This is a genomic window from Mediterraneibacter sp. HA8405, assembly GCF_056148955.1.
Genome location: NZ_CM148758.1, coordinates 292,826 through 319,209, shown reverse-complemented (window position 1 = coordinate 319,209; position 26,384 = coordinate 292,826). Strand labels below are relative to the sequence as shown.

Genomic DNA, 26,384 nt, shown 5'->3' with positions numbered 1-26,384 from the left:
CGCAAGTATCTATACTTATCACAACCCAGGCAATAGAAAAAACAAATATCAAAATAAAAAACAATATTTTTCAAAAATGAAAATATGAAATTGCAATTTCCAAAATAGGAAATGACTTCCGCATCCAAGTATAGAAAAATGAAAATAATATAAGGTATTATGTAGTAAAAAGGGGAGGAGATGGGTATGCAGGTGCTTGTGATACCGGATATACATTTGAAACCATATATGTTCCGGATAGCAGAAGAATTGATAGAAAAGGGCTGTGCCGAACAGGCAGTATGTCTTATGGATATACCGGATGACTGGGATAAAGAATATAATATCGAATCTTATGTCGAGACTTTTGATGTTGCAATTGCATTCGCAAAGAAATATCCGAATACATTATGGGTATATGGAAATCATGATTTGAGTTATATCTGGAATGAGCGGGAGAGTGGATTTAGTGCAATGGCCGCATGGACGGTTCAGGAAAAACTACTGGAATTAAAAAGAACATTGCCGAAAGGCAATGAAATGAAATATATTCATATGATTGACAATGTGCTGTTTTGCCATGGAGGTGTTATGGATTACTTTGTGAAGACCATGTTACCGTCCGACATATATCACAATACTGATCAGGCGATTGATTTCATTAATGGATTGCATCATGATTCTATGTGGAATGACATATCGCCCATCTGGTGTCGACCTCAGTATTCGACAGGGAAGATGTATAAGTCCGACGAAATCCTGCAGATAGTCGGACACACTCCGGTTGAAAAAATATCCAGAATCGGAAATGTAATATCGTGTGATGTGTTTTCTACATACAGAAACGGGGAGCCGATTGGGACGCAGGAGTTTCTGGTGATTGACACTAAATCATGGAGATTCAATACATATAGAGGTGAAGATGTTTGAACAATATGATGAATACTTTGTCATACACTATAATTGAGCTGGAGAGGACGGGGAGAAAAAAGATGAAGTGTAGGAAACCTATAATATATGGCGGAGTTTCAGTTGTGGGTGCAGGCCTTGCAGTATTGTTCCTGATTGATGACAGGTGGATGAGAGATCCCAGATACTATATTGAGCAGATTCATGGATACGGATATAAGTTCAATATCGGTTTTCACTGGACAACATTGCTTGGGATGTTAGGGATTATTCTGTGCTTGACAGGGATATGCCTTCTGCTGGATCTGAAAAAATATGTTATTGAAATGGCGGCAATGTCTGTATTTCTGATCAATCTGTTGGCGTGGGATTTTTTCATCAGCACAAGTGATACATATTACAGACTCGTGATGGGATATGAAACAAATATTGTGATATGGAGTAATATACTGAAATATATTTCTGCTGTTTTTATGGTGGGACTTGTTATTGCTGTGATTCAGTCAAAAATGGATGGCTGCGAATCTGTATCTTGCCGTGTGCTTTCAGCTTTAGTGCTGGTATCAGCAACTGCAAGTTTGATGATAAAGACAGTATGCAATCAATGGTTTTTCTTTCAGACACTGTTGGCATTTATGGTAGTAATTCTGATCCATACAGGAAGAAAGCGGCATGAGACTATGCTGCTAAGAAAAAGGAGAGCGGGGTGGAAAGTATTATGAAATACTTATCATTGAGCGAGGTTCCCTGGCTTTATCTTAATAAAGAGGAACCTGAACAGGAATTTCCTATTGAGATAATTTGCCAGGAATATGTGGACGAAGACAGCGGTGAAAGTATGCAAAAATATTGTATTACTCTTCCGGAATATGGAGCGGACGAGTTAAGAACTGCAGAGAAACCGCTGGTTATAGGAAGAGGACCTGGGCTACGACTGCATATTTACAGGGCAGATCAATGGGAGGCATTTTTTGAGGTTCTTGAGACAAGCCATTCAGAAGATGAATTACAATTGCGAACGATCAAAAGATTCTTTTACGCAAATGCTTATGAATCTGAGATGATTGAGGGGAAAATATATATACCAGAACATTTAATGCGTCTTTTGAAGATAAGGGAACAGGCTGTTCTTTACAAATATAAGATAGCCGAAGAAACATATTATGCTGTCTGCTGATTTCTAAAATGAAACAAGTGGAATTATAATTACAGATCTAAAAGTGCCCATTGCAGATTTTATCGCATCACTTGCATAAGGTGATGCGATTTTTAACTCTTTTTGGACTATTATAATGACACGGAGGAGGGACGCAAAAGATGAAAACGGTTTATTTTCAGTTGCTGGCTGTACTGTTTCTTTTTATTATAAGCGTATTTCTATGTTTCTATCTGAGAAAAGAAAATGGGGAAGAGAGAACAGGAAAAAACATCTGGACAATCCGCTGCCGACGTACAGCACCGGTTTCTGGATTCGGATTGCGCCAGGTGCTCTTATTCCGCAGACAGATGGATGAAGCTTCATTACCGGAGGGGAACTTCTATCTGGGCAGTAACGTGTTGCTGGATGATATTGTATTGAACACAGAGAAAAGCATTCGGCTATATCTGAATGTAATGCCTGATAAAGTATTATTGACTGTACTGAAAGGGCAGGTGAAGATTAACGGATATATTTATCAGAAGGACCAAAACAGACAGATTGTAATCCATGATTATATGGAAGTCTTTGCAAATGAGGCGAGGCTCATATTCAGAAAAGGCAGGTGAATTGACGATGTTATTGCTGTATTTGGGATTTACAGCTGCTGTTGCCTGTTGGACGTTATGCAGCGGGCTTACCACAACAGAAGAAATGAAGCTTTTTTATCTCCTTACTTTGCTTGTATTGCTGGCAGCGGAAACAGTAATGACATTTGTCGGGAGAAAAAAGAGAAATTTATATTCCTGTGGAACAGCGGTGCTGATTCTTGCGAATGTGGGGGCATCGCTGGCATACCGAATGAATCAGGTGAAGACAGAAACTGCGGACGAGATATCACATTCAGAACAATATTTTGAAGATCTTATCCTGATGCTCATTGCATTTGGGTTTGTGTATTTTATAGTTCGTTTTACACGTATATATCGGTTAAAGACTGTGAACTTGATCATTATAGCGGCGCTTCCGGCGACCCTTTTTATCACAAGAATCAGCGGTGAAAAATCCGGCGGTGCATACATTTCCTTTTTCGGTATTCTTATATTTGCGGTTGTTTTAGCAGGGTATCCTTTTGCGGCGGCATATTTTTTGTCGAGAGAGGAGAACAGATATCTTCATGGCGGGGTCAGAAGTATGCCGATAAACCTGGCTTCATTTCTTGCATATACATTTATGCTTTACATAGGCTGTGTAATATGCAATGAGTTCGGATTGCTGTTGGTCGTAGGGATCACGTCAACGATGCTATTTTATATCAGGTCAAGAAATTTCCGAACCAAGCTGCTATATACAGCAGTCTGCGGGATGGGTGCGCTGCTGTCCTGTATTATGATCGGACATATACAGGAACGGATATATATTTGGATGCACCTGAGTGAGATAACGCCGGAAGATCCTCTGGCGGGAAAGGCAGAATCCGTTCTTTATGTTTTTCGAAACCTTCCGCGGACTGGATTCTGGGGGAACGGACTTGGAAGCATACCAGTGTCAATTTATCCTACACTGAATACGGATCATGCCTTTGTTGCGCTGATGCTGGAGTATTCACTTGTGTTTGCCGCGATAATCCTTTTGATCAGCATTTTGTACGTAAAAGCTCTGCTGGCGGGATGTCATGCTGATAATCTTTATGATTATATATTGAATCTCTGCTGTGCGCTGATTATTGGAACTATCATACTGATTCACATCGGATCAAATCTGGGCAGCAGCATTACGGCGGGCGTCGGCATGCCCTTCGTATCAGAGGGAAGCGCAGTAAATATAATGCTTGCTGCTCTCACTGCAGTCCACTGCGGAATATACGAAAGGGGGAGAAGACATGCTTTATCAGAAGAAAAAGAAATATATGAAAACTGAAAGAAGAATTTATGCCTTTGTCCTGCTGTTTATTATCGCATTATTTTTGATGAGAGTTTGCGAAGGAAATATTGGAGCAGCAGAGGATGCCGGTCTGCTGATCAGACTCTCGAATCAATATCAGATGGGCACAGTATATGACCGGAATGGAAATGCCATTGTCCGTGGAACAGATGGGGGTATGGAATGGACCGGAAATCAGGAGGAGCAGGAAGCAATGGCCGGTCTCTTTGGCCCTGCTCTGGAAGATACATATGCATCAAGGATGACGATATGGGGAATGGCTCCTGAATTGTTTGGCTACAATGATACTCGTCTGAATTTGAAAGATCTGCTGCGTCCGGCGAAGGCACGTGTGGGAGGCAGTATAGAGCTGACAATAGATAAAGAACTGCAGACATTTATCTGTTCCCTGCTAAAGCAAAAAGGAGTGGAAAATGCGGCGGTTGTAGTTTCAAACTGGAGGACAGGAGAGATATTGGCAGCCGTCTCGCTGCCAGCCGCCCTTCCTGGTGAAGCAGAAGAAAAGATAGGAAGTATATTCAGTCAACTTTACAGCCCGGGGTCAACAATAAAGATCATACTGGCCGCAGCTGCGCTGAGTATTGACCCGGATCTGGCAGCTTTTGAATATGACTGCACAGCGAAAAATCATATCTTTCATACAGAACAGGGAGATTATCGGGTATCCTGCGCCGGAAATGTATATCACGGAAGAGTGGATATGGCGGAAGCAATAGCGGATAGCTGTAACGGATACTTTATAAGTCTGCTTCAGCAGATTCCGGAAGATGAACTTGCTGAGGAACTGAAAAAGTGGGGATTTGATACAATTATAAGTTTTGACCAATTTTCATATTGGGACCAGACTTTCTCTGGTGAAGACGCATCGGAAATTGAATATCTGCTGGGTGCAATCGGTCAGGGGAACTGTAGTATTACTCCGATAGGATTGAATCTGTGCACAAATGTTCTGCTTAATTCAGGAAGGCTGCAGGAGCCGGTGGTAATACAGAAAAGATCGGCTTCTCCGGATGATGATATGAGAAGCTGCCTGAGTGGAAAATCGTATGAAGTCTGCAGTGAAATGACAGCCGATATGGTAAAGGAGATGATGCTTGGAGTAACCTCTTACGGAACGGGAACAAATTTTGGAATGAGTGGGTTTGCGGCAAAAACCGGAACTGCACAGAAGGCTGACGAGGATGGCAATCCTTCGGACTTCTATACAGTGTGGACCACAGGGGGACTGACTGATGAGGAAAGCCCGTATAGTGTAACAGTCTGTTTTGATAATGTAAGCAGCGATATTCGCAGCACATATGCAGGTCAGACGACAAAAGAGATTCTGGAGTACATGACAGGAGGAGAGAATTGATGAAAAAGATATCAAAAAAATGGCGTTCATGGCTGGATCCTTTTCTGATTAACGGGAAGTCAAAAATCTCATATCAGAAACTTTGTGACAGTGAAGGAAATCCATTGGAGGAAGAGGATATTCTCTTTGCTGATGAGAATCTGATGACAGGAAAACAGACACTGGAAGTATGGGGACTTGACAGCCGGAACGAGGAAAACTTTCTTACACTGGATATGGAAGGAGTAGTACCTGTATTTGACGAGGCAGGGAATTTCCCTATAGCGCTTAAAACCAGGGATGGACATCTGGCATATCTCAAGGTATCCCGCAAAACCAAAGAGGTTCTGCCAATCCATGCAGGTTGCTGTCCGGTATTAAGTGTAATTTTTGTAGGAGCTCCGTCAGCGGGAAAAACGGTCCATTTTCTGCAGCTTTGCGACCCTGCTTTCCACGACATGCTTGCCAGAAATACTACATGCAGCTTTGAAGATGATCTCCCGTCAGACGCAGTGCGGAGAAAGCGCTATGAAGAAGCACGAGCAGATATGAAAAATAAAAAAATCCTTCCTGAGCCAAACAGGAAAGGCGAGGTGATACTACCTTACTATTTCTATGTACAGCATCGTGAGGGAGAGGAGACAAGACGTGTTCTGTTAAGGCTGGACGATATTGACGGGGAGCAGTGTACAAATATGGAATGGGAGAGTAAAATCTTCCAAAGTAATATCTTTATTATTACAATTGGTGCTGATGAACTTCTGGCTGCAGAAAGAGGAGAGGAAGTGCAGTATACCAGAGTTGTAAAGCAGCTTCTCCCAAGACTGAAAGTCCTTCGTCAGGACGGGGAATATGAAGTAAGAGTAATGATCACGAAATGTGATCTGCTGGATTTTACGAATCCATATCTGGAACCGGCATCCGAGAATTCGATTGAACTTAAAGGTGGGAAGATTCGGCAGACGGCTCACGAAACCGGATTTGACTATCAGGTATTTAAGAAAAGAAGCAGGTGTATACAGAATTATCTGCGAAAAGAATGTTCGAATTTTTACAACAATCTTATAAATGCTATTCCTGCTGAAAAACTTGATTTCTGTATAGTTGCTTCAATCGGGGAAGAGTGTAAAGACCACAGGTATGAACATTTTAACCCAATGTTTATAGACGAACCTCTTCTCTCCATACTTGCAAAAGAGGGATTATATCCTGTTGAAGTTCCGCCGGAAAGACCGGAAGAGGAAGAGATAAAGTCTACGGTAAAGAGCGCAACACAGAAATTTTATGATGTAATCGACCGTTTCAAAGACTTTATGGGACTTCCGGATGAATATGATGAATGCATAGACGGAGATAAGGAGGATGATGAAGAGTGAAAAAGGAGCATTATTATCTGGCGTCGCGGATTCCGTCTAAGGGCGGGCTTAAGATTATCAGGACAGACGAAGATTTCCCGAAAAGTTATGAGGAATATATTGAGGGTAAATGTCTGGAAGTATTTGTCCCGGAATATGACCGCAATGCAGTTATGATCCATCCATTGGGAAGCGGGGATATTGTGACTGCACTGGCAAGAAAGGTAGAGAGCAGCAGATGGGAGTCTCGTGTTCATGAGAATATCCATGGATATGTGATGAATACAGGAACATTTTCCAGGCAGTTATTGCCGCTGCTGGCCGCTTCTGACAAGGTATTTGACAACTGCTTTTATGACTGGAATATTGAAGAGACGGAAAAGCTTGATGAGAGTAAGCTTCGGTTCCACCCGTCAGAAAGAAAGCCCAGAATAGAAAATAAGTTTCTTGACAGTATAGAAAACGAAGACAGAGAGGCTTTTTTCTATTCGGTTTATGGGGCAATCGCTGAAAATGAAAAAATCCATCTGATTGTTCCCCACGGATTAAGCAGAATGCTTCAGGCCGCATGTTATGAGATTCTTCCCTTTTATTGCAGAAACAGACTGTCTACCGTATCAGAGGGAGAAGTGCTGCAGTCAGACGCAAATATTATCCTTACGAACGACAGGGAACTCAAATATCAGAAAGCCGGCAGGTATAAGAGGATGGAGCTTGATGCTTTTATCCGCCGGGGGATGACGTTGAGACAAAAAGAAATTCCGTATTTAAAACAACTCTTAGCTGAAGAATCAGAAAATAGAGAGGAAATCTATGAGTATATTGCAAAAATCCTTGAACCCCTTTATGAAGACAAGGAATCAGAGCATATTCTGATGTCACTGGAACTCTATGACCTTCTGGCAGATATTATTATCAATACGGACGGAGGAAAATATTGCGATGAAAGGCTTCGTCGGAGGGTGGAGGGCATCAGGTATTTGAACGTGCAAAAAATTCTTAAATCATTCTTTCCGTGTTTGCGCAAAACAGAAGAAGAGATAAGGACAATTCAAACAGGAGAAGAGAGGATGGATAGTCAGATTGGAATGTGCCTGGAATACATAAAAAATGATTATCCGATGAGTCCTTTGTTCCAAGAGATTCGGGAATATTATTTTGGCCGGGAAAGAAAAAGAGAATGGGGTGTATTTCAGAATAAGCTGAGGCGTGAACTTGAACGTCTGCCTCTGCTTCCAAAGAGAAAAGAAAAATATGTAACATTACTTTTCTTGGCTTATGAAAATTACAGGGGAAAGACAAGGCGGTTTGACCAGAATGTGATTCCTGCTCCATATGATCTGGAAGGGATGATGTTGTTTTTGCGACAGAAGACAAAATCGGAGCGGGAATATAGGAAATATGTGGTGGAGGTGATAAGGCAGTATGATGTGGTATTTGAGGTATTTATGCCGATGAGAAAGTGCAGGAGTATCCTGCGACATATAAATGGGGTTGATTGATATTGCTATTTTAGAATTCATTTTTCAGCCATATTAGTGTGCTAACTCTAAAGGCTACGATTTTGTCATTAAATTCTCCGCTTGTACTCTTCATGCTGTTGCTGTAAAATATAACTGGCAGGATTCGTGTCATCAGTAAAACGTCGTTACTATATTATAATATTGCAAGGGAGAAGAAACTGTTAGTTTTGCGAGAATGATGAGATTGGTGCCAGAAGCATAAGGAGCATTTTCATTTGATATGTGTTTTATTCAGTGTAAAGAGAATGAGCTTATTTTATGCCTGAAAATAGAGGCTTCGGACAATCTCTGGGAGTAAGTATATTATCTCGAAAATTCTCCAAAAAGGAGGTTTTTATTAATTGTTATTTTTACTCGTCAGAGCTGTTGAATGGGGAAAACACATAAAGTTAAGATAGATGTATGCTATAATATAGAGTTACTGTAAAGTTATTGTTGCTTTACAATGGGAGAATACAGATGGTTAAATTATTACTAATTGATATGCCTTTTAGTGCTCCACTTATTCCTTCGATTGGTTTGGGTTGCATAGAGGCATGGTTAAAACAAAATAATAATGAAATCCAAGTTGATATATTTTATGCTAAGCTATTACTTCTTGAACAAATAGGAATGGATCTTTATGATGAAATTTTTTCTCGCGGTGGATTATCAATAAGTGTTTTAAACGCTATGTTTGAATTGAATCATAAAAATGATTTTGCAAAGCTAAATAAGTACTGTAAGCGGTATCCATTGCTTACTGGAGATTTGATTTTTTCTGATTATTTCTATGAAGAGCCAAGTAACGCATATGCATTTTTGGATGAAGAACAAAATAATAAAATATTTTTGATTAAAGAGCAACTCCCGTCCTTCTTTTCAAAATGCGAGCAATTTATATCCGAATATAATCCAGATATGGTAGGCTTTACAAGTATGTTCGAACAACATATGGCGTCTCTTTGCTTGGCAAAAAAAATTTCTGTTATGCTTCCTAACTGTCCGATAATATTCGGAGGAGCAAACTGCGATGGTGCAATGGGGAACTTTTGGGCTTTAAAGTATTCTTTCATACACACTGTAATTTCTGGAGAAGGCGAATATGCAATGGATATTCTCGTTAAAGAGTACCTATCCTGTGGAAACATTGAGAAATACAGAGGGGTATTAACAGGTGAAACTTTTAAGGATATGAATAGGTCCTTGCTTTGTAATTATGGCAGTTTTTTTAATCAATTAAATATGTACTATTCACAAATTGATCCTATATATACACCAATTATTCCAATAAATCTATCGAGAGGCTGTTGGTGGGGAGAAAAAAACAAGTGTACTTTTTGCGGTCAGAATGGTAGTACTACTCACTTTAGGTGTAAAAATGTGGATAAGTCTCTTTTTGAATTAGAGTATTATCACAAAAAATATAAAGATTATCCTATTATTCTAAGCGATAATATTTTGGATAATGAATTATTACGAACAGGTCTCAGTGGGCAATTGCAAAATGGCTTTGGTCATGTATTTTGCGAAATTAAAGCAAATCTTAGACGCTCAGACTTAATTTCTTTAAAAAATTGTGGGTTTGATATTATTCAACCTGGAATTGAGAGCCTAAGTTCTATATCTTTAAAACGCATGAACAAAGGTCTTACAATGCTACAAATAATTTCTTTTCTCAGAAATTGTGAAGAATTAAAAATACGTCCTATATGGAATTATTTATATGGGTTTCCGGGAGAAAAGAGTATCGAATACATAGATATGATTCCTATCATCAAAAAAATATATCATTTGAGACCTCCTTTAGGCGGTGGGATAATCGAATTACATAGATTTTCAGAGTATTATGATTTTTCTGAAAAATATGATATAAGTAATATACGACCTTATTTTATGTATCCTATCGTTTATCGAGATTATACATATGAGGAACTAAATGATATCGCATACTGTTTTGACTATGAAATGAGTAACCGTTTGTCTGAAGACGAATACCAATTGTTTGATCATATTTTATCCGAGTGGAAGTATGCGTATAAGCACTCTTATATGAAATACATCCCCGATAAACGCTTAATTATTGATGGTCGGTGTGAAAAAAATCGTACTATTTCATTAAAAGATATTCATGTTCAAATTCTTGATTGTTGCGATGAAATAGTATCTTTCCAAAAGATTATTGATACATTAGATGGTTTATATCAAAAAATAGATATTGATAAAGGCATTCAATACTTACTGTTTCATGATATTTTAATCTCCGAAAATAATAATGTAGTTTCGATTGTATGGAGGGAAAATGATGAATCATTCACATCTTAAGCGAGAGTTTATTAACGAACGTAAATTGATCATTTTGGCAGTAACAAAAAAATGTAACTTATCTTGTGAGTATTGCCGAAAACATTCTGGTGCAATGTATGATGTACTTTCAAAAAATTCAACAGAGTTACATCTTAAGAAAGAGTCTTGGCACAGAATTCTAGAAATTGCCAAATCAAATAATGCTGCGGAAGTTATGATTACCGGCGGTGAACCATTTGAGTATCCGTATTTAATTGAATTATGCAAATATTTAGTTGAAAATAATATACATGTTTCTATTCATACTAATGGTGTTAGTCCCATGTGTGAAAAAACATTAGATAAAATCGCTTTGGCAGGATTCGATATAGATTTCCACTTATCAACAGAATTATTTTCAGAATTACAGCAAGATTTACGTGGTTGCGAACTTCCAATTAAATTTATAAAAAAGGCGATTTCAATAAACAAGAACATTGAACTCAAGGTCACAATCACTTCGAAAATGCTGAATTACAAAGACATCTTATTGAAAACACTTCTCGAATGGGTTGATTTGGGAATTGTGTCCATTCGCTTTCAACCTGTAATTAAGGTAAATAGTGCCATGAGAGAGGGTATTGAATTAACAGAAGATTCTATTATTCTAATTGATATGATTGAAGAATTTATGGTTTCTGACTCTCGTCTTAAAGATGTAATACGAAATAAGCCAGCATCATTTGAAGCAACAAAAAGAGTCTTGCGAAACATTGAAATCAATCAAAGCATAATTGACCAGTGCTGTGCACAAGATGCTATCATATTTATACAGACAGACGAGAAAGTAGGAAACTGCAAAACAATTTGGAATAAGAATGAAAACGGTAATTGTATTGATTGTTTTGATATGGTCTGTTGTGGGTTTTTAGCCTAGTTTTAGTCATATTATTTGAAACATAGTTTCCTAATTAATTTTAGGTAGAAAGCCATAATCTCAAATAAACCAATACCAATATCGTTTCATATGAAAGTTTCAAAAAAATATAAGGAGGAAATAACAATGACACAAATGTTAAAAGGTATGGCCAATTATCTGGAAAATTGCGAAGGTATTACATTAGGGGAAAAGAAACTTGACTTTTTAATGTTAAACGTACCACCTGTATGTAATTATCGTTGCAAAAAATGCTTTACACAAGCGTATCACAGACGTCCAGAAAACTCTTTAAGTATTAACAAATTAAAATCCTTAGTAGATGAAGCTCGTGAATTAGGGGCACGAGTTGTATGTGTGCTTGGAGAAGGTGAACCTTTAGTTGATAAGGAAATTTACGAATTAACAAAGTATATTTCTGCAAACAATATGATTCCGCTGATTACCACTAACGGAAGTTTATTGACTAAAGAGAATATAGACAAATTACACGAGTTAAATGCTACTATTGTAGTTAGTTTGGATACCCTTGAGCCCGATGACTATAAAAACTATTGTGGTAAGAATACTGATTTACAGTTGGTGTTAGATAATATTGAATATGGCAGAAAGAAATATTCTGATAAAATTGAAACAATAAATGGAATTCAGGCTATGGCATTTGCGATTCATACTACTGTAACTGCTATGAATTTAGACCAGATTTATAAAATTCATGATTATTGTGGCGATGACATTTTCCATAGTGTCGAACACATAGCCAAAGTTGGAGAAGCAAATGCAAATCCGACTATTTATGGAGAAAGTGATGAATACAAAAAATGTAAAGAAACATGCCTTAGCATTATGGATCCGATGGTTTTATGCAAAACACCTAAAAATCAGCCTGCATGTTGCTTGTTCTATTATGGAATAGCAGTTGGATACGAAGGAGAAATCATGCTTGATACTCACGCAGTTGAGACAAGAGGGCACATTGGCTCCGTATTAACCGATTCATTAGAAAATTTAGTTAATAGAGCAAAAGAACTTAAGTCCGTATTCTTTGATCAGTTTCAAGGTTGCTATTGCTTAATTCGTGATGATCGTTATCCTGAGTTCTTAGAAATTCTTAGAGATAAATTTTAGGACGGTGATTTCATGAACAATATTAATTGTCTCAATATTCATATTACGAATGAATGCAATATGAGATGTTTACACTGCTTATACTCTTCTGGTGTTATCAAGCGTCAAGAAGTTAGTACAAATAGTATAAAGCAATTGATATCCGAGTTTTCGGATTATTGTCCAGAAGGAACAATTAATATTTTTGGTGGTGAGGCATTAATCAGAGAAGATATTTTTGAAATCTTTCAATATGTTAAAGAATGTGGGCTCTCTCTGGGTCTGACTACGAATGGAAAATGTGTTTCTCGGTTTTTTGATCAGATATTAGATATTGGATTTAGTAGAATATCCATCGACTTAGACGGCGGTAGTAGCAAATCGCATGATTGGCTTAGAAACGAAACCGGGCATTTCGATAAAACGATAAATTTAATAAAAAAACTAATATTAAACAATATAGAAGTATCTGTAACAACTGTATTGAACACCATTAATTATATTGAACTTGAAGCTATTTTAGAAATAGGATATAATCTAGGTATTTCTAGTCATGCATTTTATATGATGACACCTTTGGGCCGAGCAACAACTCTAACAGATTATATTTTGTCTGGTTCAAAATGGCTAGAAGCAAAAGAAAGTATTATTTCATGGTGTAAATTGCGTCAGCCTAGATATCCTATCATTTGGGAAAATGCTTATAGAGATGTTTCGTTAAGTACTAAAAATTTTTCTTTATGTTCTGCTCAAAATATTACTTCTTTGGATATAAGTTGCGAAGGAGACGTATACTATTGCGGACTATTAACATCAGTCCAAAAGCATGCCATTGGGAATATTGGCTCAACGAGTTTTTTGCAAATTCTTGCTAAAATTGAAGAAAATGAAATTAAAAAAAATGGATGTTCTGCCTTGGCTTTAGCAAATAATAGCTATGAAGCTGGGGTATTGCTTGATCCTCGAAAAATAGAAGGCACTATTATTCCAGCTTGCCCATATGATTGGGAGATTCTGAATACTATATTATAATCAGCTACAATCGGAATCTGGGCCTCAACAGTTGTATGGATTTCGATTTTTATATCTAATTTTCCGTTCAATAATGTGCGAATTAAGGAGGAGATAAAGCAAATGAATAAAAAGCTTACAGCAGTTTCGTGGATAATAACAAATAACTGTAACTTAAGGTGTAAACATTGTTATCCTAGCTCAGGATACGAATACAAACAGGAAAGAGTCCCCTCCGCTAATGAAATTTCTAGATTGTGTGAATCGGTCAAAACGATTAACCCTAATATTGTTATTTTTTCTGGCGGAGAACCAATGTTGTGTTCGCAAATTTATACATATATTTCAGAAATGAAAAAGAGGATTCAAGGAGAGGTATGGATGTGTACAAACGGTTTGTTTGTAGATAAAATCGCCGCAAAACAATTAGCAACAGCTGGTATTACTGGAGTATCTATTGGTATTACGCATCCTAATCCAGAAAAAGAAGACTCTTTCCGACATGGGAAAAATATACAAGATAAAATAAGAACCGCGGTCAAAGCATTTCATGATTATAATATCTTTGTTACACTCGATATGACCCTTACAACATTTAATGTTGATTATGTTAATGATTTTGTTGAACTGGCTAGTGATATGGGAGCTGATGTTATTATGTTTAAACGTTTTCGCCCAGTCGGAAGAGGAAATGAACATATTTCGCTTAAATTATCACCCAAGGAAAATATGTCTGCATTAAAACGTATTTATCAATTAGCTGTTAATAACCATGATTTGCAAATTAAAGTTGATGACCCTTTATACTCATTATTAGTAACAAGTGGTGACTATAGTCAATATCCTGATTATATGAAATACTCAGTATCAAATCAAAATACAATTATTCCTAATCGCACCAATAAAGATAAAGCTCTTGATGCAATGATGGATAATAGATATTGGGGATGTAAGGCTGGTATTGAATGGGTGGGCATTGATCATGAAGGAAACGTTAGCCCATGTCCATTATTAGGATATGCTGGTAAAACTATTGGTAATATATATGACAACAATCTTGATTCAATAATTGAACAATCTGAAGATATTAAGAAACTGAGATTAATTGATAAAAGCAGATGCTCAAAAGCGGGTATATGTGGTGGCTGTCGAACAGAGGCATATGTTGCAACGGGTAATATGTTCGCAAAGGATCCAATGTGTATCAACAGCTGCAAATAGGTAATAATATGATAGTATTAGGAATATATGAAGGTCATAATGCATCGGCATGTATTATGGAAAACGGAAAAATATTAGCAGCTGTTCAAGAGGAACGTCTTAGTCGAAAAAAAAATCAATATGGATTTCCTTTTAACGCTGTTTTTGAATGTTTATCAATATCACAAAAAAGCAAAAAGGATATTGATTACGTTGCTGTATCATCTTTCGATATACCATACGCTTTATCTAAAATAGAAATGCTATCATCATTTTCTGTAGAAGATTATATTTCGTTGCAAAAAAAATATTGGAAGCCTTATATCGAACAAGGAGTATGTAATAATATAGTTGAATTATTCCCTGATAAGGTGAAAACTGCAAATTTTCGGTATTCAGAAGTTAATCCGAGTGTCTGTGAAAATAATTTCTTCGACATAAGAATTCAATATATAATGAATCTATTAAAAGTTTCAAGGAAACAGATTATTGTTATAGATCACCATTACGGACATGCAATGTATGCGCTTTGGACAACGCCCTTCCTGCGGGATAACAGAAGGTTAGTAATTACTGCAGACCAAGAAGGCGATGGGATTTCCCTTACTGTTTACAAATATGAACATGAAGAACTTCAATTATTGTATAAGACCGATAGTTTTAGATTAGCTAAAATTTATTCAAACATTACGCTCCTCTTGGGTATGAAGCCAAATGAGCATGAATATAAATTGATGGGATTGGCACCTTATGGAAAATTATTTAGCGCACGTAAGGTTACACAGTTTTTGTCATCCCTTATTCATGTTGAGGGGCATAAATTTGTTGTTGATGTGGATCTTCCAGATTATTATCTATATTTTCGCAATCATTTAGAAGGATTTAGGTTTGATGACATTGCATTGGGTACACAAATGTTTATTGAAAATACTTTTACTGAATGGATTATCAATTTTGTAAATGAATTTAGTATTAATGACATCTCATTATCTGGAGGTTTTTTCATGAATACAAAATTAGTATACAAATTACAAAAGTGTTCTGCAATTAAAAACATTCATGTTCATTACGCCCCTAGTGATGAAAGCCTTTCTATTGGTTCATGCCTTGCAGTATTATCTTCCTATGATTTAACTGATTTTGCTATGGCTAGAAGTCCTTATCTCGGAAGACAATATTCAAAACAACAGATATGTGAATTGTTGAAGAACACACATTATCGTTTTAAAGAGTGTTCTATCCCTTCATTAGCTAGATATCTATATGAAGGCAAACCTATTGCGATTTTTACAGGGCGTTGCGAATTTGGACCACGTGCGTTAGGACATAGATCGATATTTGCGCGACTTGATACAGAGGGAATTGTTGATATAATCAATAATCAAGTTAAAAATCGTGATTTTTGGATGCCATTTGCCCCTATTATTTTAGAGGAAGATTTAGCGTGCTGCAGTTATAGTGATGATTTAGAACGCTTTAATAATCCAGAGTACATGACTACTTGTTTTGACATTCTTCCTGACTACAAAAGAAAGCTGTTAGCCGGAATTCATCCTAAAGACAGTACCGCACGAGTTCAAGTTATAAGTCAAGATTCAGATGAAAAGTTTTTGAAGATGCTTCTTAATGAATATAAGAAACTCAATGGTATTGGGGCGTTATTAAATACATCTTTCAATATTCATGGAGAACCCATAGTCTATTCACCCGAAGATGCTCTTGACGTTTTTGAACGTTCTGGTTTGAATTATATGTATATCGAGGGGTATATTATTGAAAAAGAATAACAGATTTTTATCGATAGATATGCAAAATGATTTTTGTTCCGAGGGAGGAATTTGTTATAATAAACATGACTCAGTTCTGTTTGTTATAAATAGAATCCTCCCAGAATTAAACAATTGTGGAATTAAGATTTCGGAAATTATTTCTGACTATCGTCAACCGAGATGTTTAGATGATTCTGAGTTATGTATTCCAGGTACATGGGGCTATAGTTCTGTCATCGACAAACATTGCGTTTATGGAAGTCCCTGGGTAAAGGCACACAATTCTCCCGTTTGGATTAGAGAACAAAACCATGTTGTGCAGCGTTGTGATAAGTTCGATGTTTGGTTAATAGAGCAAGATATTACTCCGGCTAGTTCTGTTTACATTTTTGGTTTAACTTTGGATTGTTGTGTACTATGTGTAGCGCAAGAATTGTATTTTCGCGGTATTCAGCCATATATAATTATTGAAGGAACAGATGTTTATTCTGGAAATTCAACTGAAAAAGAACAATTTCTAAAAATGGATTTCTGGAAAAACTGGATGAAAACTATCAAATGGTGTGATTTAAAAGAAAAATTATGACTAGTATACTATTTATACAACCTTATTTAGGGCCCGAGATGTCATTAGTAGTACCTTTGGGTATTGGTTATTTAGGTAAATATTTAAAGGACCGACATGTGGATGTTGACATTTTGGATTTAAATTTATTCCCCAATCCTTGGGATATATTAAAAAAGAAAATATCAAACTCTTCATATGATTATATATCTATCTCTTTAAGAAATATTGATTCATTAATGTGGGATTCATATGAAAATTACTATGAATTGTTTCGGAAATTAATTTGCATAATTTCTGAACGAAAAAGTAATGAAACACTTTTGATTGGTGGAGCTGGTTTCTCGATTTTTCCAACAGAGATAATGTCCGAATTTGATGTATTAAATTATGGAATGATTTCGGATGATTGTGAAACGCTATACAATTTAATAGTTCACAATTGCAATCGTGAATTATTACCTGGTATTGTATATCGTAAGAATAATCGCATTATTATTAATCCTTTGAAAGAAGAATATAATCTTTCAAAATTACCTAAAGATCCATGGAGCATTCTACCAATGAGTTCTTATGTAAAGAGCAGTTTTGCGGTAGGGGTAATCACTAAACTAGGTTGTGAATTGAATTGTTCATATTGCACATATCCTCATATTAGTGGTAGGCATTTCCGAAGTAGACCAGTTGATGATATAATCGATGATCTTGAATTGCTACAAAACAAATATCAAGCAAAAACAATATATTTAATAGACTCTGTATTTAATTACCCTCGTAATTATGCAGAAACAATATGCCACGAAATAATTAGAAGAAATGTTAGTATTCAATGGGCTTCTGCCTGGGATTTGTCTTCTTTTGACGAAGATTTATTAAATTTAGCATACAAATCAGGTTGTATTGCTTTTTCATTTTCACCGGATGGCTTTACAAATTCAACTATGAGAAAAATGGGTAAAAAATGTTCGGTAATTCATCTGAATGAAAATATTCGTTTATTTAAAAAATATCCTCAGATTCCTGTTTCCTACAATTTCTTTATGAATCCAATTGGGATAAAGAATATAGAATATGTATCTTTGCTTGTTTATTATCATAGAATAAAAAAAATGAAAAATGCCTCTTTTAATATTTGGCTTATGCGTATTTTGCCCCATACTCCATTATTCAAACATGCGCTAAAAAAACATTATTTAACTCCAAGTACATCCTTGATTCCAGAAACCGGAAAGCATGGATTGAATCACTTGTTTTGGCTTCACTTTGATAATTCCTTTTCAAAATATATTCATAATTTAATCTATACACACTTGAAGAATAGCGAATCAAAAAATTACTTAAGCAAAGAAAAATACAAAACCAGTATTAGCGTTGGGTTAAAATAACCTTCCCACAATGTTAAAAAAAGTGGTTGACATTTGTATACGGTAAACCATGAGTACTGGCCCATTTTTTGACCGCCGTTTCCGGCGGCCTGGTTTACAGCTCAGTTGTTTTTGACTTGCTCCGGCAGATCTCTGGTAACTGATCTGACCATGGATGAGTATTCCGGGTGATTTTACACCACGATTCCGGAGGATGGAAACCGGTATTCCGGAATAAAGGAAACCGTAATTCCGCTGTATAGAAACCGGCATTCCGACAACATGGGAACCGTAAGCTGCCTCAATTATAATGTATGTATGCATCTTCTGATGTAAATACATTATAAGGAGGTCAGCTGATATGACCAAATATCGCAAGATCATCAGGCTTGCCAGCCTGAATCTCAGTCAGACGAACATCGCGCTTAGCTGCGGTGTTTCCAAAAAAACGGTCAACAAGGTTTTAAAAGCTGCCAGAGAAAAAGGTATCTCCTGGCCGCTTGATCCCAACCAGACCGACGCTGTGATTGAGCAGCTGCTGTTCCCGAAGGAAAATCGCAAACAGTCTCAATCAACTAAGCGGATGCCGGATTACGCTCATATCCGGAAGGAACTTCTCCGCAACGGCGTGAACAAGAAACTCCTTTGGACAGAGTATCTTGAGGAATGCCGCCTTGCCGGTGATGATCCACTTATGTATTCCCAATTCTGCTATTACATCCAGCAGGATGAGCAGAAGCGCCGTGCCACCATGCATATCAACCGCAAACCTGCAGAGCAGGTTGAGGTAGATTGGGCTGGAGATCCGGCACATATCATTGATCCGGATACTGGCGAGATCCTGGACGCCCACATTTTCGTAGGAGTAATGACTTACAGCCAGTATCCATATGTGGAAGCATTCATGGACGAAAAGCAGCCATCGTGGATTGCTGCACATGTCCACATGTATGAGTACTTTGGCGGTGTCGCTAAGATCCTGGTGCCGGATAACTGCCGTACTGCCGTGGATCACAACAAGGGTTGGAAAGACCAGCGGATCAATGCTGTCTATCAGGAGATGGCAGAACACTATGGCACTGCTATCATTCCGGCTCGTGTCCGGGCCCCTCGCGACAAGGCAAATGTCGAGGGCAGTGTAGGTAATATCTCCACCTGGATCACGGCAGCCCTGCGTAATGAGCAGTTCTTCTCTCTCAGTGAGTTAAACCGGGCAATCCGTCAGAAGATGGAAGCTTTCAGTCGCCGTCCCTTCCAAAAGAAAGAGGGCAGCCGGTATGAGATCTTCCGCGACGAAGAACTGCCACTTTTGGCACCTTTACCCGCCACCCCTTATGAACTGGCGGAATGGAAACAAGCCACCGTTCAGTTCAATTATCACATATCCTTTGCCGGAATGCTATACTCAGTTCCGCATGAATACATAAAACGCAAAGTTGATGTAAGGGTTACAGATAAAACCATTGAAATTTTTTACAACCACAACCGGATCGCATCCCACCGCCGTTTATATGGCCGCAAGGGACAGTACAGCACGGTTACAGAGCACATGCCGGCTTCCCACCAGCAGTATCTGGAATGGAACGGTGACCGTTTCCGTAAATGGGCGGAGCGGATCGGTTCCTGTACCTGCCAGGTAGTTGATGCGATCCTTACCTCCAAGCGTGTAGAACAACAGTCCTACCGCAGCTGCATGGGGCTTCTGAAACTGGCCGATAAATATACTGCCGACCGTTTAGAAGCAGCCTGCCGGAAAGCGCTCTCCTTTACGCCTGCTCCCAGCTATAAGAGTATCAAAAACATCCTTGATACCGGGAGCGACCAGATGGAGATGCCGGACAAAAAGTCGGCAGCCAGCACGCATACAGAACCAGAAAAGAACAGCCACGCGCTTACAAGGGGCGCAGATTACTACAGGAGGTAAGGAGCTATGACTACACAAAGCACCATTGATAAACTCATTGAAATGGTAAACGTCAAATCTTTCGCTTCTTTCATAAATTTGCGCCGCTGTCATTAGCGGCGCTTGCTGTAGCACTCATTCGGCAGTTCTTTTGACCACGGCATGAGTGGCTCCAGATTCGTTTCGTCTATTATCCCGTTTTTATCTTTCAGCTTTAAAAGCTCCATCAACAAATAGCGTATGTAATAATAGACATTCAGATGGTTCACACGGGCTGTTTCCGTAATACTGTAGATGATTGCGCTTGCCTGAGCTCCCCGGGTTGTATTGATTGTTACCCAATTCTTCCGGCCGATTGTGAAATTTCTCAGTGCCCGTTCACTGGCGGAATCATCAATCGGAACTTCTCCATCCGTGAGAAATACTTTTAGATATTTTTCCTGATTCAGGCTGTAGTTTAAACCTTTTGCTGTTTCTCCCTGTGGGTACACGGTAAACCACTAGTACCGTGCTAGTTTTCTCTATCCATGAGATAATAACTCCAGAAAACTACAAGTTTTTTAAAGGAGTTGTCCCTATGGATAAGATCACACATCAGGTCCGTGCAGAGCACTGGACCAAAATCATGAATGAATGCATAAACAGCGGAATGTCTAAAACTGCCTGGTGCAGGGCAAATGGGATCTCAGAAAAGCAGTTCTTCTACTGGCAGAGGATCCTGCGCAGGGAAGCTTTTGAAAATTCCCGGAATGCCTCATTACCTGCAGTTGGCGGAACGGATCAGGAGCTGGTGCCTGTGACTCAGAGAACGGTCTCTTTTACTGAGCTTAAACTCCCATCATCTCCTCAGAACACAGCTCCGGTTTTCCATCCGGATCTCGTGATCCGGAAAGGAGATCTCATCCTGGAGATTTCGAATTCTGCATCGGATGAGCTTCTCTCCCGGATCGGAGGGCTCCTGGGTGCTGAATAATGCAGCCGGATTCCGAAAGATCTATATTGCTGCAGGATACACAGATCTACGCCGTGGGATTGATGGTCTGGCATCTATTATTAAATTCAACTTCCAGCTGGATCCATATGAAAAGGACATTCTTTTTCTCTTCTGCGGCAGGCGCAGTGACCGCATTAAGGGGCTTGTATGGGAAGGCGATGGATTCCTTCTCCTTTACAAAAGGCTGGAGCTTGGCGGTTTCAGCTGGCCCCGTACAAAGGAAGAAGCACTGGAGATCACACCGGAACAATACCAGGCGTTGATGCAGGGGCTGGAGATCGTCTCCAAACATCCGATCCGGGAAGTGCATCCCAGGGATCTTTTGTAAGGCATTGGGCAAAACGTAGAAAATAAAAAATCTTTTTGCGTTCGCCTCCCTGAGTGGATGGCAGTTATCCACATCCGGGCTTTCCCGCATTCATTCAATCAGGAAAGTACTTACCAGCAGCGGTCTGCTGTGTGGATAAGTACTCTGAAAAACTGAAAAAACTACTTGTTTTTTCGGCTTTTCAGAGTGTTTATCTTATGGTGAAAATGACGAACGGTCTTTTTTGTGCAGTTCGCTTTTTCTTTTGTTTTGCGGTACAATAGTTCCAGAAAAAACAAAGGAGTCCCGAACATGTCAAAGATCTACTCACCGGAAGAACTGAACAGCTTCAGCAAAGAAACACTCGTGGCAGTGATCCTGTCCATGCAGGACCAGCTGAGCCGGATGAATACGAACATGGAGCGCCTGATCGAGCAGATCGCTGACGCAAACAATAAACGCTATGGGCGTTCTTCTGAAAAGCTGGATGTCATTGCAGGCCAGCTTGAGCTGGAACTTATCTTTAATGAGGCAGAAGCTCTGACAGAAACTCTTTATGTGGTCGAGCCTGCCGAAGAAGATGTGATCCAGGTCAGACGCCGGAAGAGGAAAGGAAAACGTGAGGAAAATCTAAAGGATCTTCCGGTTGAAGTGATCCCTCATACTCTTTCGGACGAAAAACTGCAGGAGCTCTTCGGGAAAGACGGCTGGAAACAGCTTCCGGATGAAGTCTACAAAAGAGTCCGTGTCCAGCCAGCCGTGTATACGGTGGAAGAGCATCATGTAGCTGTATATGCCGGCAGGGACAATCAGACGATCGTTAAGGCAGATCGTCCCAAAGATCTGCTCCGAAACAGCATCCTGACACCATCCCTGGCCGCCAGTATCATGAATGCCAAGTATGTAAACGGGCTTCCTCTGTACCGGATCAGCCAGGAATTCCTGCGGAATGATATCCATATCTCAAAACAGGTGATGGCAAACTGGATGATCCAGTGCGCAGACCGGCATCTGGGTATCCTTTATGACCGCTTCCATAAAGAACTGTATCGTTTCCATGTGCTGCAGGCCGATGAAACTCCGGTCAAGGTATCTAAGGACGGGCGTCCCGCAAACAGTAAGAGCTATATGTGGATCTACCGTACCGGGAAGGGCTATAAAGATACCCCCATCGTCCTGTATGAATACCAGCGGACCCGGAAAGCAGACCACCCAAGGGAATTCCTCAAAGGCTTTACCGGCGTGGTTGTCTGTGACGGCTATTCCGCTTACAGGAAGCTGGACCGGGAAAATCCGGATATCATTTTTGCCGGATGCTGGACGCATTATCCCAGAAGTATTATTATTCCAGAAGAAATGCAGATCTCAGCTTAAAACCTGCATTTCTCAAAAGAGATCTGGAATAATAATGTTGTGAAATTACTTTAAAAAATCGGGTATATTTCTTTTTTCTCTATTGTCAGATCTGTCTGGATTTTCTTTGAAAAACCACCTGTCATTCCATGCTTTCAATTGGCGATTCATTGTTTCCTGAGAAATTTCCGTATAAATCTGAGTGGTTTGCAGGGATACGTGACCAAGAAAGTTTTTTACAACGATCAGCGGTACTCCCGCCTCAAGCATGTGTGTTGCCGTTGTATGTCGCATCGAGTGCGGCGTATAATTATTTCTGAACATTCCGGGATTTTCCTGCTTTGCTATGCGGATATACTTTGCATAAATTTCCTCAATGCAGGAAACTGTCATCTTTTCATGAATCTGACTTGAGAAAATATGCCGGTTCTTATCCTCAGATATTCCTCTGTGTGCAATATACTTTTTTACTATATCTGAGGCAGCTGCCGGTATGCCTATCCTTCGTATTTTTTGTCCTTTTCCATGAACATTTATACAGGCTTTATCCTGATAAAACTGAATATCGCCTACCGTCAGATCGCACACTTCCTGGGAACGCATTCCGCTGGCATACATAAAGCACAGGAGAGTTTTATTTCTCAATCCGATTTCCGTATTGGCATCTGGCAGTTTAAAAAGAATCTTCACTTCCTCTCTCGAAAAGGAACTTCGCAGAGACTGTGGGGCTTTTTTCTTTGGGACTTTTAATACATTATTTCTGAATATAGATGCTGCACCAAAATCTCTGTTTTGCGCATATATTGAGAATGCCGACAGTGCGGAAAGGCGCTGGTTTCTAGTCGCTATACTACATTTGCGCTCTGATTCCAGCCAGTCAAGGAACTCTGTGATCATCTGAGCATCCAATATTTCGAAATAAATCTTTTCAGCCGATATTCCTTTAACTGTATATATGAACTCTATTAGTATTCGGAAAGTTGCTTTATATGACGTAACAGTTGCTGTCGATAATCCTTTTGCTACCGGAAGATACGTGTTAAAATAGGCTTCAAGCAAGTCCAGAAATGAATTCTTCTTATGCTTCATAGTCCACCTCCGGCAACAGGTCATACATAAAATCACCAAAGTTTTCAACTGCTTCGGGGAACAACTCACTGCTGAATTTTAAGTACTTGGATGTTTCATCAAGGCTGTCATGGCCCAGATAGATAGAAAGATATGGTATCGCATCATCAATATGTCTGCCAGCCCTTTCTGCCTGTGCAAAAGATTTAAATGCAAAAACATGTCTCAGGCAGTGCAGGCATGGACCTCTTTCATGCTTCTTCCGATTAGCAAGGCGGATGTTATTATCTTTCAGTATTTTATCAAATCTGTTTTTTACCGATCTGCCTGAAATATGACTATCGGTTTTGGAGGAAGGGAAAAGCCATCCTTCTGTTTTTTCAAAAATCCCCATCGCTAAACAGTATTCCGTCAGTATCCGTGTCATTTCCAATGACATGGGAACTAAGCGTTGTTTGTCACCTTTCGTGTTTATTAATCTGAGAATGCCATTTTCAAGATCCGTATCTGCAAGGTTGATTCTGACCGTTTCTCCTATCCTTAATCCGCAGCTATATAATAATCGAAGAATCACCGGAAACTCGATCACCAGATAGGGATCCGCCTTTTTATCTGATAAGATGACATTATCTGCAGATTTAAAGATGAGTTCGAGTTCATTATCGCTGAATATATGCGGAACATAATCATCACGCACTTTTGGAATAATAGGGATAAAAGCAGGTTCACCGGACAATGTCAAATATTTTAAAAACTGCCGGATCGTGATAACTTCATTTTCAACAGACCCGCTTTTTCCGTTTAATGTACCGACCCATGCATTAATAAAACGTTCAGTGATCTGACCTGTTGAACGGATGTGCGCATTCAGATAATTATCAAATCTTTTCAGATAACACAATTCATGTTTCTGTGCACTTTCGCTTAATACTCCGCATCGTAGCTCGTAGTATTGTGATAGCTTATCTGAATAAATACTGTTAAACATGACGGACCACCTTCTTTCTGGAAAGGTAATCAGCAAATATTCCTTTGGGGCGAGGCGGATCCAGAGCACACAATCTTAAATTTTCAATGTCCACTTTTGCATAATGCTTTATAACATTTAAATCAGAATGTCCAAGTATTCTTCTCACCGTTTCATAAGAGACTCCGTCATTTACCATCGAGCTTGCAAGGGATGAACGGAAGGTATGGGGACCATGCTTTTTTCTACTTGTATCTATTCCGGCTTTATGAAAGTAACGGTCTGTGGCATGCCTTATAATGCTTGTTGTAATACGTCCATATGGAGCTGACATACCGTGAAAAACGTATTCATCACATCTTCCGGAAGATTTCGCACTCTCCAAGAAAGTAGTGATTGCAGCCATAACGGCCTCCGGCATCTGTAAAGACAGCGGAATCCCGGTTTTTTCCTGCCTCAGATGGATATATCCACTATTCAGATCCACTTCTGACCACTTCAGTTTTGCAATATCCCCAGAGCGCAACCCCATGCGAGTCGCAAGCAGGATGATTGCCCGATCCCTTTTGCCGGTATCTGTAGCCGTATCAATCGCATTTTCGACTTTCTTTATCTCTGAAGGAGTATAAGTGGTAGGTAAAACGCTACGTCTTTTATAATGGGGCACGATCCCAGAAAAATCTGTTTTGATTAACCCACTATCATAAAGATACCGCAGAAACTGGCGTATTCTCGCATAATTATCTTTGTTATCATATATAAGTAGTGCCTGGGATATCTTCCCTGCGTTAAGATCACCAATATCATTACATCCAATCTGTTTTATGTAATTCAGAAATCGTACACAAGTTTTCTTTTTGGCGAGAATAGTTGGTGATTTATTCCCTGTGTTTGAACATTCATTAAGATACTCATTCAGTATATTCGAAAAATCTTCAGGGACTTTTTCCAACTGGCTTCCATGATGACATCTGTAAGGTATGTCATCGATATAATCATTGAGCCTCCGTACCGCACAGGTATACGCACTAAAAGTCGATCTGCATACGTTTACTGAATCTAGAAACTGACGTCCAATTTCAGGAGTATATGTTTCTATACCAAGTTTTTTCATCAACGAGTAGATTCTGTTGTAAATCCGCCTGTAAACCATCAATGTGGAATCCATGTAATTCTGCTTTTTGAGCTGATTGATGACACAATCAGACAGCTTGTGAAAGTTTAACGTTTTCTCTGCCATAATTGACCTCCTTATAATAATCTGTGAGGTTAATTATACGCTATTGTTATTCGAGAAAACGACATGTACCATCAGGTTTTAAGCTGAGATCTGCATTTCTTCTGGAATAATAATACTTCTGGGATAATGGGTCTTATCTCAGAACTGGAATAA

At 38.9% G+C, this 26,384-nt stretch carries 24 protein-coding genes; 20 read left to right on the top strand and 4 right to left on the bottom strand.

What is annotated here, in order from left to right:
- The first annotated feature begins 186 nt into the window (after positions 1 to 186).
- From AC0QUU_RS01510 to istA, 17 genes are all read left to right on the top strand, one after another.
- On the top strand, positions 187 to 909 hold the full coding sequence (locus AC0QUU_RS01510; RefSeq protein WP_474544219.1) for a metallophosphoesterase: 723 nt from the start codon (positions 187 to 189) through the stop codon (positions 907 to 909).
- A gap of 62 nt (positions 910 to 971) precedes the next feature.
- Complete coding sequence (locus tag AC0QUU_RS01505) at positions 972 to 1,610, top strand: hypothetical protein (protein WP_474544217.1); 639 nt, start codon at positions 972 to 974, stop codon at positions 1,608 to 1,610.
- Entirely contained in the window at positions 1,607 to 2,065 is a 459-nt protein-coding gene (locus AC0QUU_RS01500; RefSeq protein ID WP_474544215.1) for a hypothetical protein, read from the top strand. The genes AC0QUU_RS01505 and AC0QUU_RS01500 overlap by 4 nt, the downstream gene beginning before the upstream one ends.
- Positions 2,066 to 2,205: 140 nt before the next feature.
- Positions 2,206 to 2,655 (top strand): hypothetical protein, encoded by a 450-nt coding sequence (locus tag AC0QUU_RS01495; protein ID WP_474544213.1) that lies wholly within the window; start codon positions 2,206 to 2,208, stop codon positions 2,653 to 2,655.
- Positions 2,656 to 2,662: 7 nt separating this feature from the next.
- The gene (locus AC0QUU_RS01490; RefSeq protein ID WP_474544211.1) at positions 2,663 to 3,946 is read left to right on the top strand and encodes an FtsW/RodA/SpoVE family cell cycle protein; all 1,284 of its coding nucleotides are present in this window, start codon (positions 2,663 to 2,665) and stop codon (positions 3,944 to 3,946) included.
- The gene (locus AC0QUU_RS01485; protein WP_474544209.1) at positions 3,936 to 5,324 is read left to right on the top strand and encodes a penicillin-binding transpeptidase domain-containing protein; all 1,389 of its coding nucleotides are present in this window, start codon (positions 3,936 to 3,938) and stop codon (positions 5,322 to 5,324) included. The genes AC0QUU_RS01490 and AC0QUU_RS01485 overlap by 11 nt, the downstream gene beginning before the upstream one ends.
- Positions 5,324 to 6,679 carry a hypothetical protein gene (locus tag AC0QUU_RS01480; protein WP_474544207.1) on the top strand — a complete coding sequence of 452 codons (1,356 nt, stop codon included), beginning with the start codon at positions 5,324 to 5,326 and terminating at the stop codon, positions 6,677 to 6,679. The genes AC0QUU_RS01485 and AC0QUU_RS01480 overlap by 1 nt, the downstream gene beginning before the upstream one ends.
- Positions 6,676 to 8,160, top strand: coding sequence for a hypothetical protein (locus AC0QUU_RS01475; RefSeq protein ID WP_474544205.1), 1,485 nt, complete (start codon positions 6,676 to 6,678; stop codon positions 8,158 to 8,160). The genes AC0QUU_RS01480 and AC0QUU_RS01475 overlap by 4 nt, the downstream gene beginning before the upstream one ends.
- 480 nt (positions 8,161 to 8,640) lie before the next feature.
- Positions 8,641 to 10,485, top strand: a complete 1,845-nt coding sequence (locus AC0QUU_RS01470; protein WP_474544203.1) for a RiPP maturation radical SAM C-methyltransferase — start codon at positions 8,641 to 8,643, stop codon at positions 10,483 to 10,485.
- Complete coding sequence (locus AC0QUU_RS01465; protein ID WP_474544201.1) at positions 10,463 to 11,383, top strand: radical SAM protein; 921 nt, start codon at positions 10,463 to 10,465, stop codon at positions 11,381 to 11,383. Before AC0QUU_RS01470 ends, AC0QUU_RS01465 begins: the two co-directional genes overlap by 23 nt.
- Positions 11,384 to 11,509: 126 nt before the next feature.
- Positions 11,510 to 12,511 carry a radical SAM protein gene (locus AC0QUU_RS01460; RefSeq protein WP_474544198.1) on the top strand — a complete coding sequence of 334 codons (1,002 nt, stop codon included), beginning with the start codon at positions 11,510 to 11,512 and terminating at the stop codon, positions 12,509 to 12,511.
- Between the two features lie 12 nt (positions 12,512 to 12,523).
- Positions 12,524 to 13,522: a radical SAM/SPASM domain-containing protein gene (locus tag AC0QUU_RS01455; protein WP_474544195.1), complete on the top strand. Its 999-nt coding sequence runs from the start codon at positions 12,524 to 12,526 to the stop codon at positions 13,520 to 13,522.
- A gap of 102 nt (positions 13,523 to 13,624) precedes the next feature.
- Complete coding sequence (locus AC0QUU_RS01450; protein WP_474544193.1) at positions 13,625 to 14,722, top strand: radical SAM protein; 1,098 nt, start codon at positions 13,625 to 13,627, stop codon at positions 14,720 to 14,722.
- Between the two features lie 8 nt (positions 14,723 to 14,730).
- Entirely contained in the window at positions 14,731 to 16,488 is a 1,758-nt protein-coding gene (locus AC0QUU_RS01445) for a carbamoyltransferase C-terminal domain-containing protein (RefSeq protein ID WP_474544191.1), read from the top strand.
- Positions 16,475 to 17,056, top strand: a complete 582-nt coding sequence (locus AC0QUU_RS01440; protein ID WP_474544189.1) for a cysteine hydrolase family protein — start codon at positions 16,475 to 16,477, stop codon at positions 17,054 to 17,056. Before AC0QUU_RS01445 ends, AC0QUU_RS01440 begins: the two co-directional genes overlap by 14 nt.
- 38 nt (positions 17,057 to 17,094) lie before the next feature.
- The gene (locus AC0QUU_RS01435) at positions 17,095 to 18,420 is read left to right on the top strand and encodes a B12-binding domain-containing radical SAM protein (RefSeq protein WP_474544187.1); all 1,326 of its coding nucleotides are present in this window, start codon (positions 17,095 to 17,097) and stop codon (positions 18,418 to 18,420) included.
- Positions 18,421 to 18,760: 340 nt separating this feature from the next.
- A complete protein-coding gene (gene istA / locus AC0QUU_RS01430) occupies positions 18,761 to 20,323 on the top strand; it encodes an IS21 family transposase (protein ID WP_474544185.1) in 1,563 nt (520 codons plus the stop codon).
- A gap of 92 nt (positions 20,324 to 20,415) precedes the next feature.
- Here istA and AC0QUU_RS01425 read toward each other — a convergent pair whose 3' ends face one another.
- Entirely contained in the window at positions 20,416 to 20,793 is a 378-nt protein-coding gene (locus tag AC0QUU_RS01425; RefSeq protein ID WP_474544183.1) for an IS66 family transposase, read from the bottom strand.
- 86 nt (positions 20,794 to 20,879) lie between these two features.
- On the opposite strand from AC0QUU_RS01425, the gene tnpA reads away from it, so the two are divergent.
- The 3 genes from tnpA to tnpC all read left to right on the top strand — a co-directional run bounded on the left by tnpA (position 20,880) and on the right by tnpC (position 22,977).
- The gene (gene tnpA, locus AC0QUU_RS01420) at positions 20,880 to 21,275 is read left to right on the top strand and encodes an IS66 family insertion sequence element accessory protein TnpA (RefSeq protein ID WP_474544181.1); all 396 of its coding nucleotides are present in this window, start codon (positions 20,880 to 20,882) and stop codon (positions 21,273 to 21,275) included.
- Complete coding sequence (tnpB, locus tag AC0QUU_RS01415; RefSeq protein ID WP_474544179.1) at positions 21,265 to 21,624, top strand: IS66 family insertion sequence element accessory protein TnpB; 360 nt, start codon at positions 21,265 to 21,267, stop codon at positions 21,622 to 21,624. Before tnpA ends, tnpB begins: the two co-directional genes overlap by 11 nt.
- A gap of 291 nt (positions 21,625 to 21,915) precedes the next feature.
- On the top strand, positions 21,916 to 22,977 hold the full coding sequence (gene tnpC / locus AC0QUU_RS01410) for an IS66 family transposase (protein WP_474544177.1): 1,062 nt from the start codon (positions 21,916 to 21,918) through the stop codon (positions 22,975 to 22,977).
- A gap of 45 nt (positions 22,978 to 23,022) precedes the next feature.
- Here the strand turns inward: tnpC and AC0QUU_RS01405 are convergent, their stop codons facing one another.
- From AC0QUU_RS01405 to AC0QUU_RS01395, 3 genes are read right to left on the bottom strand one after another with little or no spacing between them, the layout of a single operon-like run.
- Positions 23,023 to 24,045, bottom strand: a complete 1,023-nt coding sequence (locus AC0QUU_RS01405) for a tyrosine-type recombinase/integrase (protein ID WP_474057136.1) — start codon at positions 24,043 to 24,045, stop codon at positions 23,023 to 23,025.
- Entirely contained in the window at positions 24,035 to 25,012 is a 978-nt protein-coding gene (locus tag AC0QUU_RS01400; RefSeq protein WP_474544173.1) for a tyrosine-type recombinase/integrase, read from the bottom strand. Before AC0QUU_RS01400 ends, AC0QUU_RS01405 begins: the two co-directional genes overlap by 11 nt.
- Positions 25,005 to 26,231 carry a tyrosine-type recombinase/integrase gene (locus AC0QUU_RS01395; protein WP_474544175.1) on the bottom strand — a complete coding sequence of 409 codons (1,227 nt, stop codon included), beginning with the start codon at positions 26,229 to 26,231 and terminating at the stop codon, positions 25,005 to 25,007. Before AC0QUU_RS01395 ends, AC0QUU_RS01400 begins: the two co-directional genes overlap by 8 nt.
- Between the last annotated feature and the right edge of the window lie 153 nt (positions 26,232 to 26,384).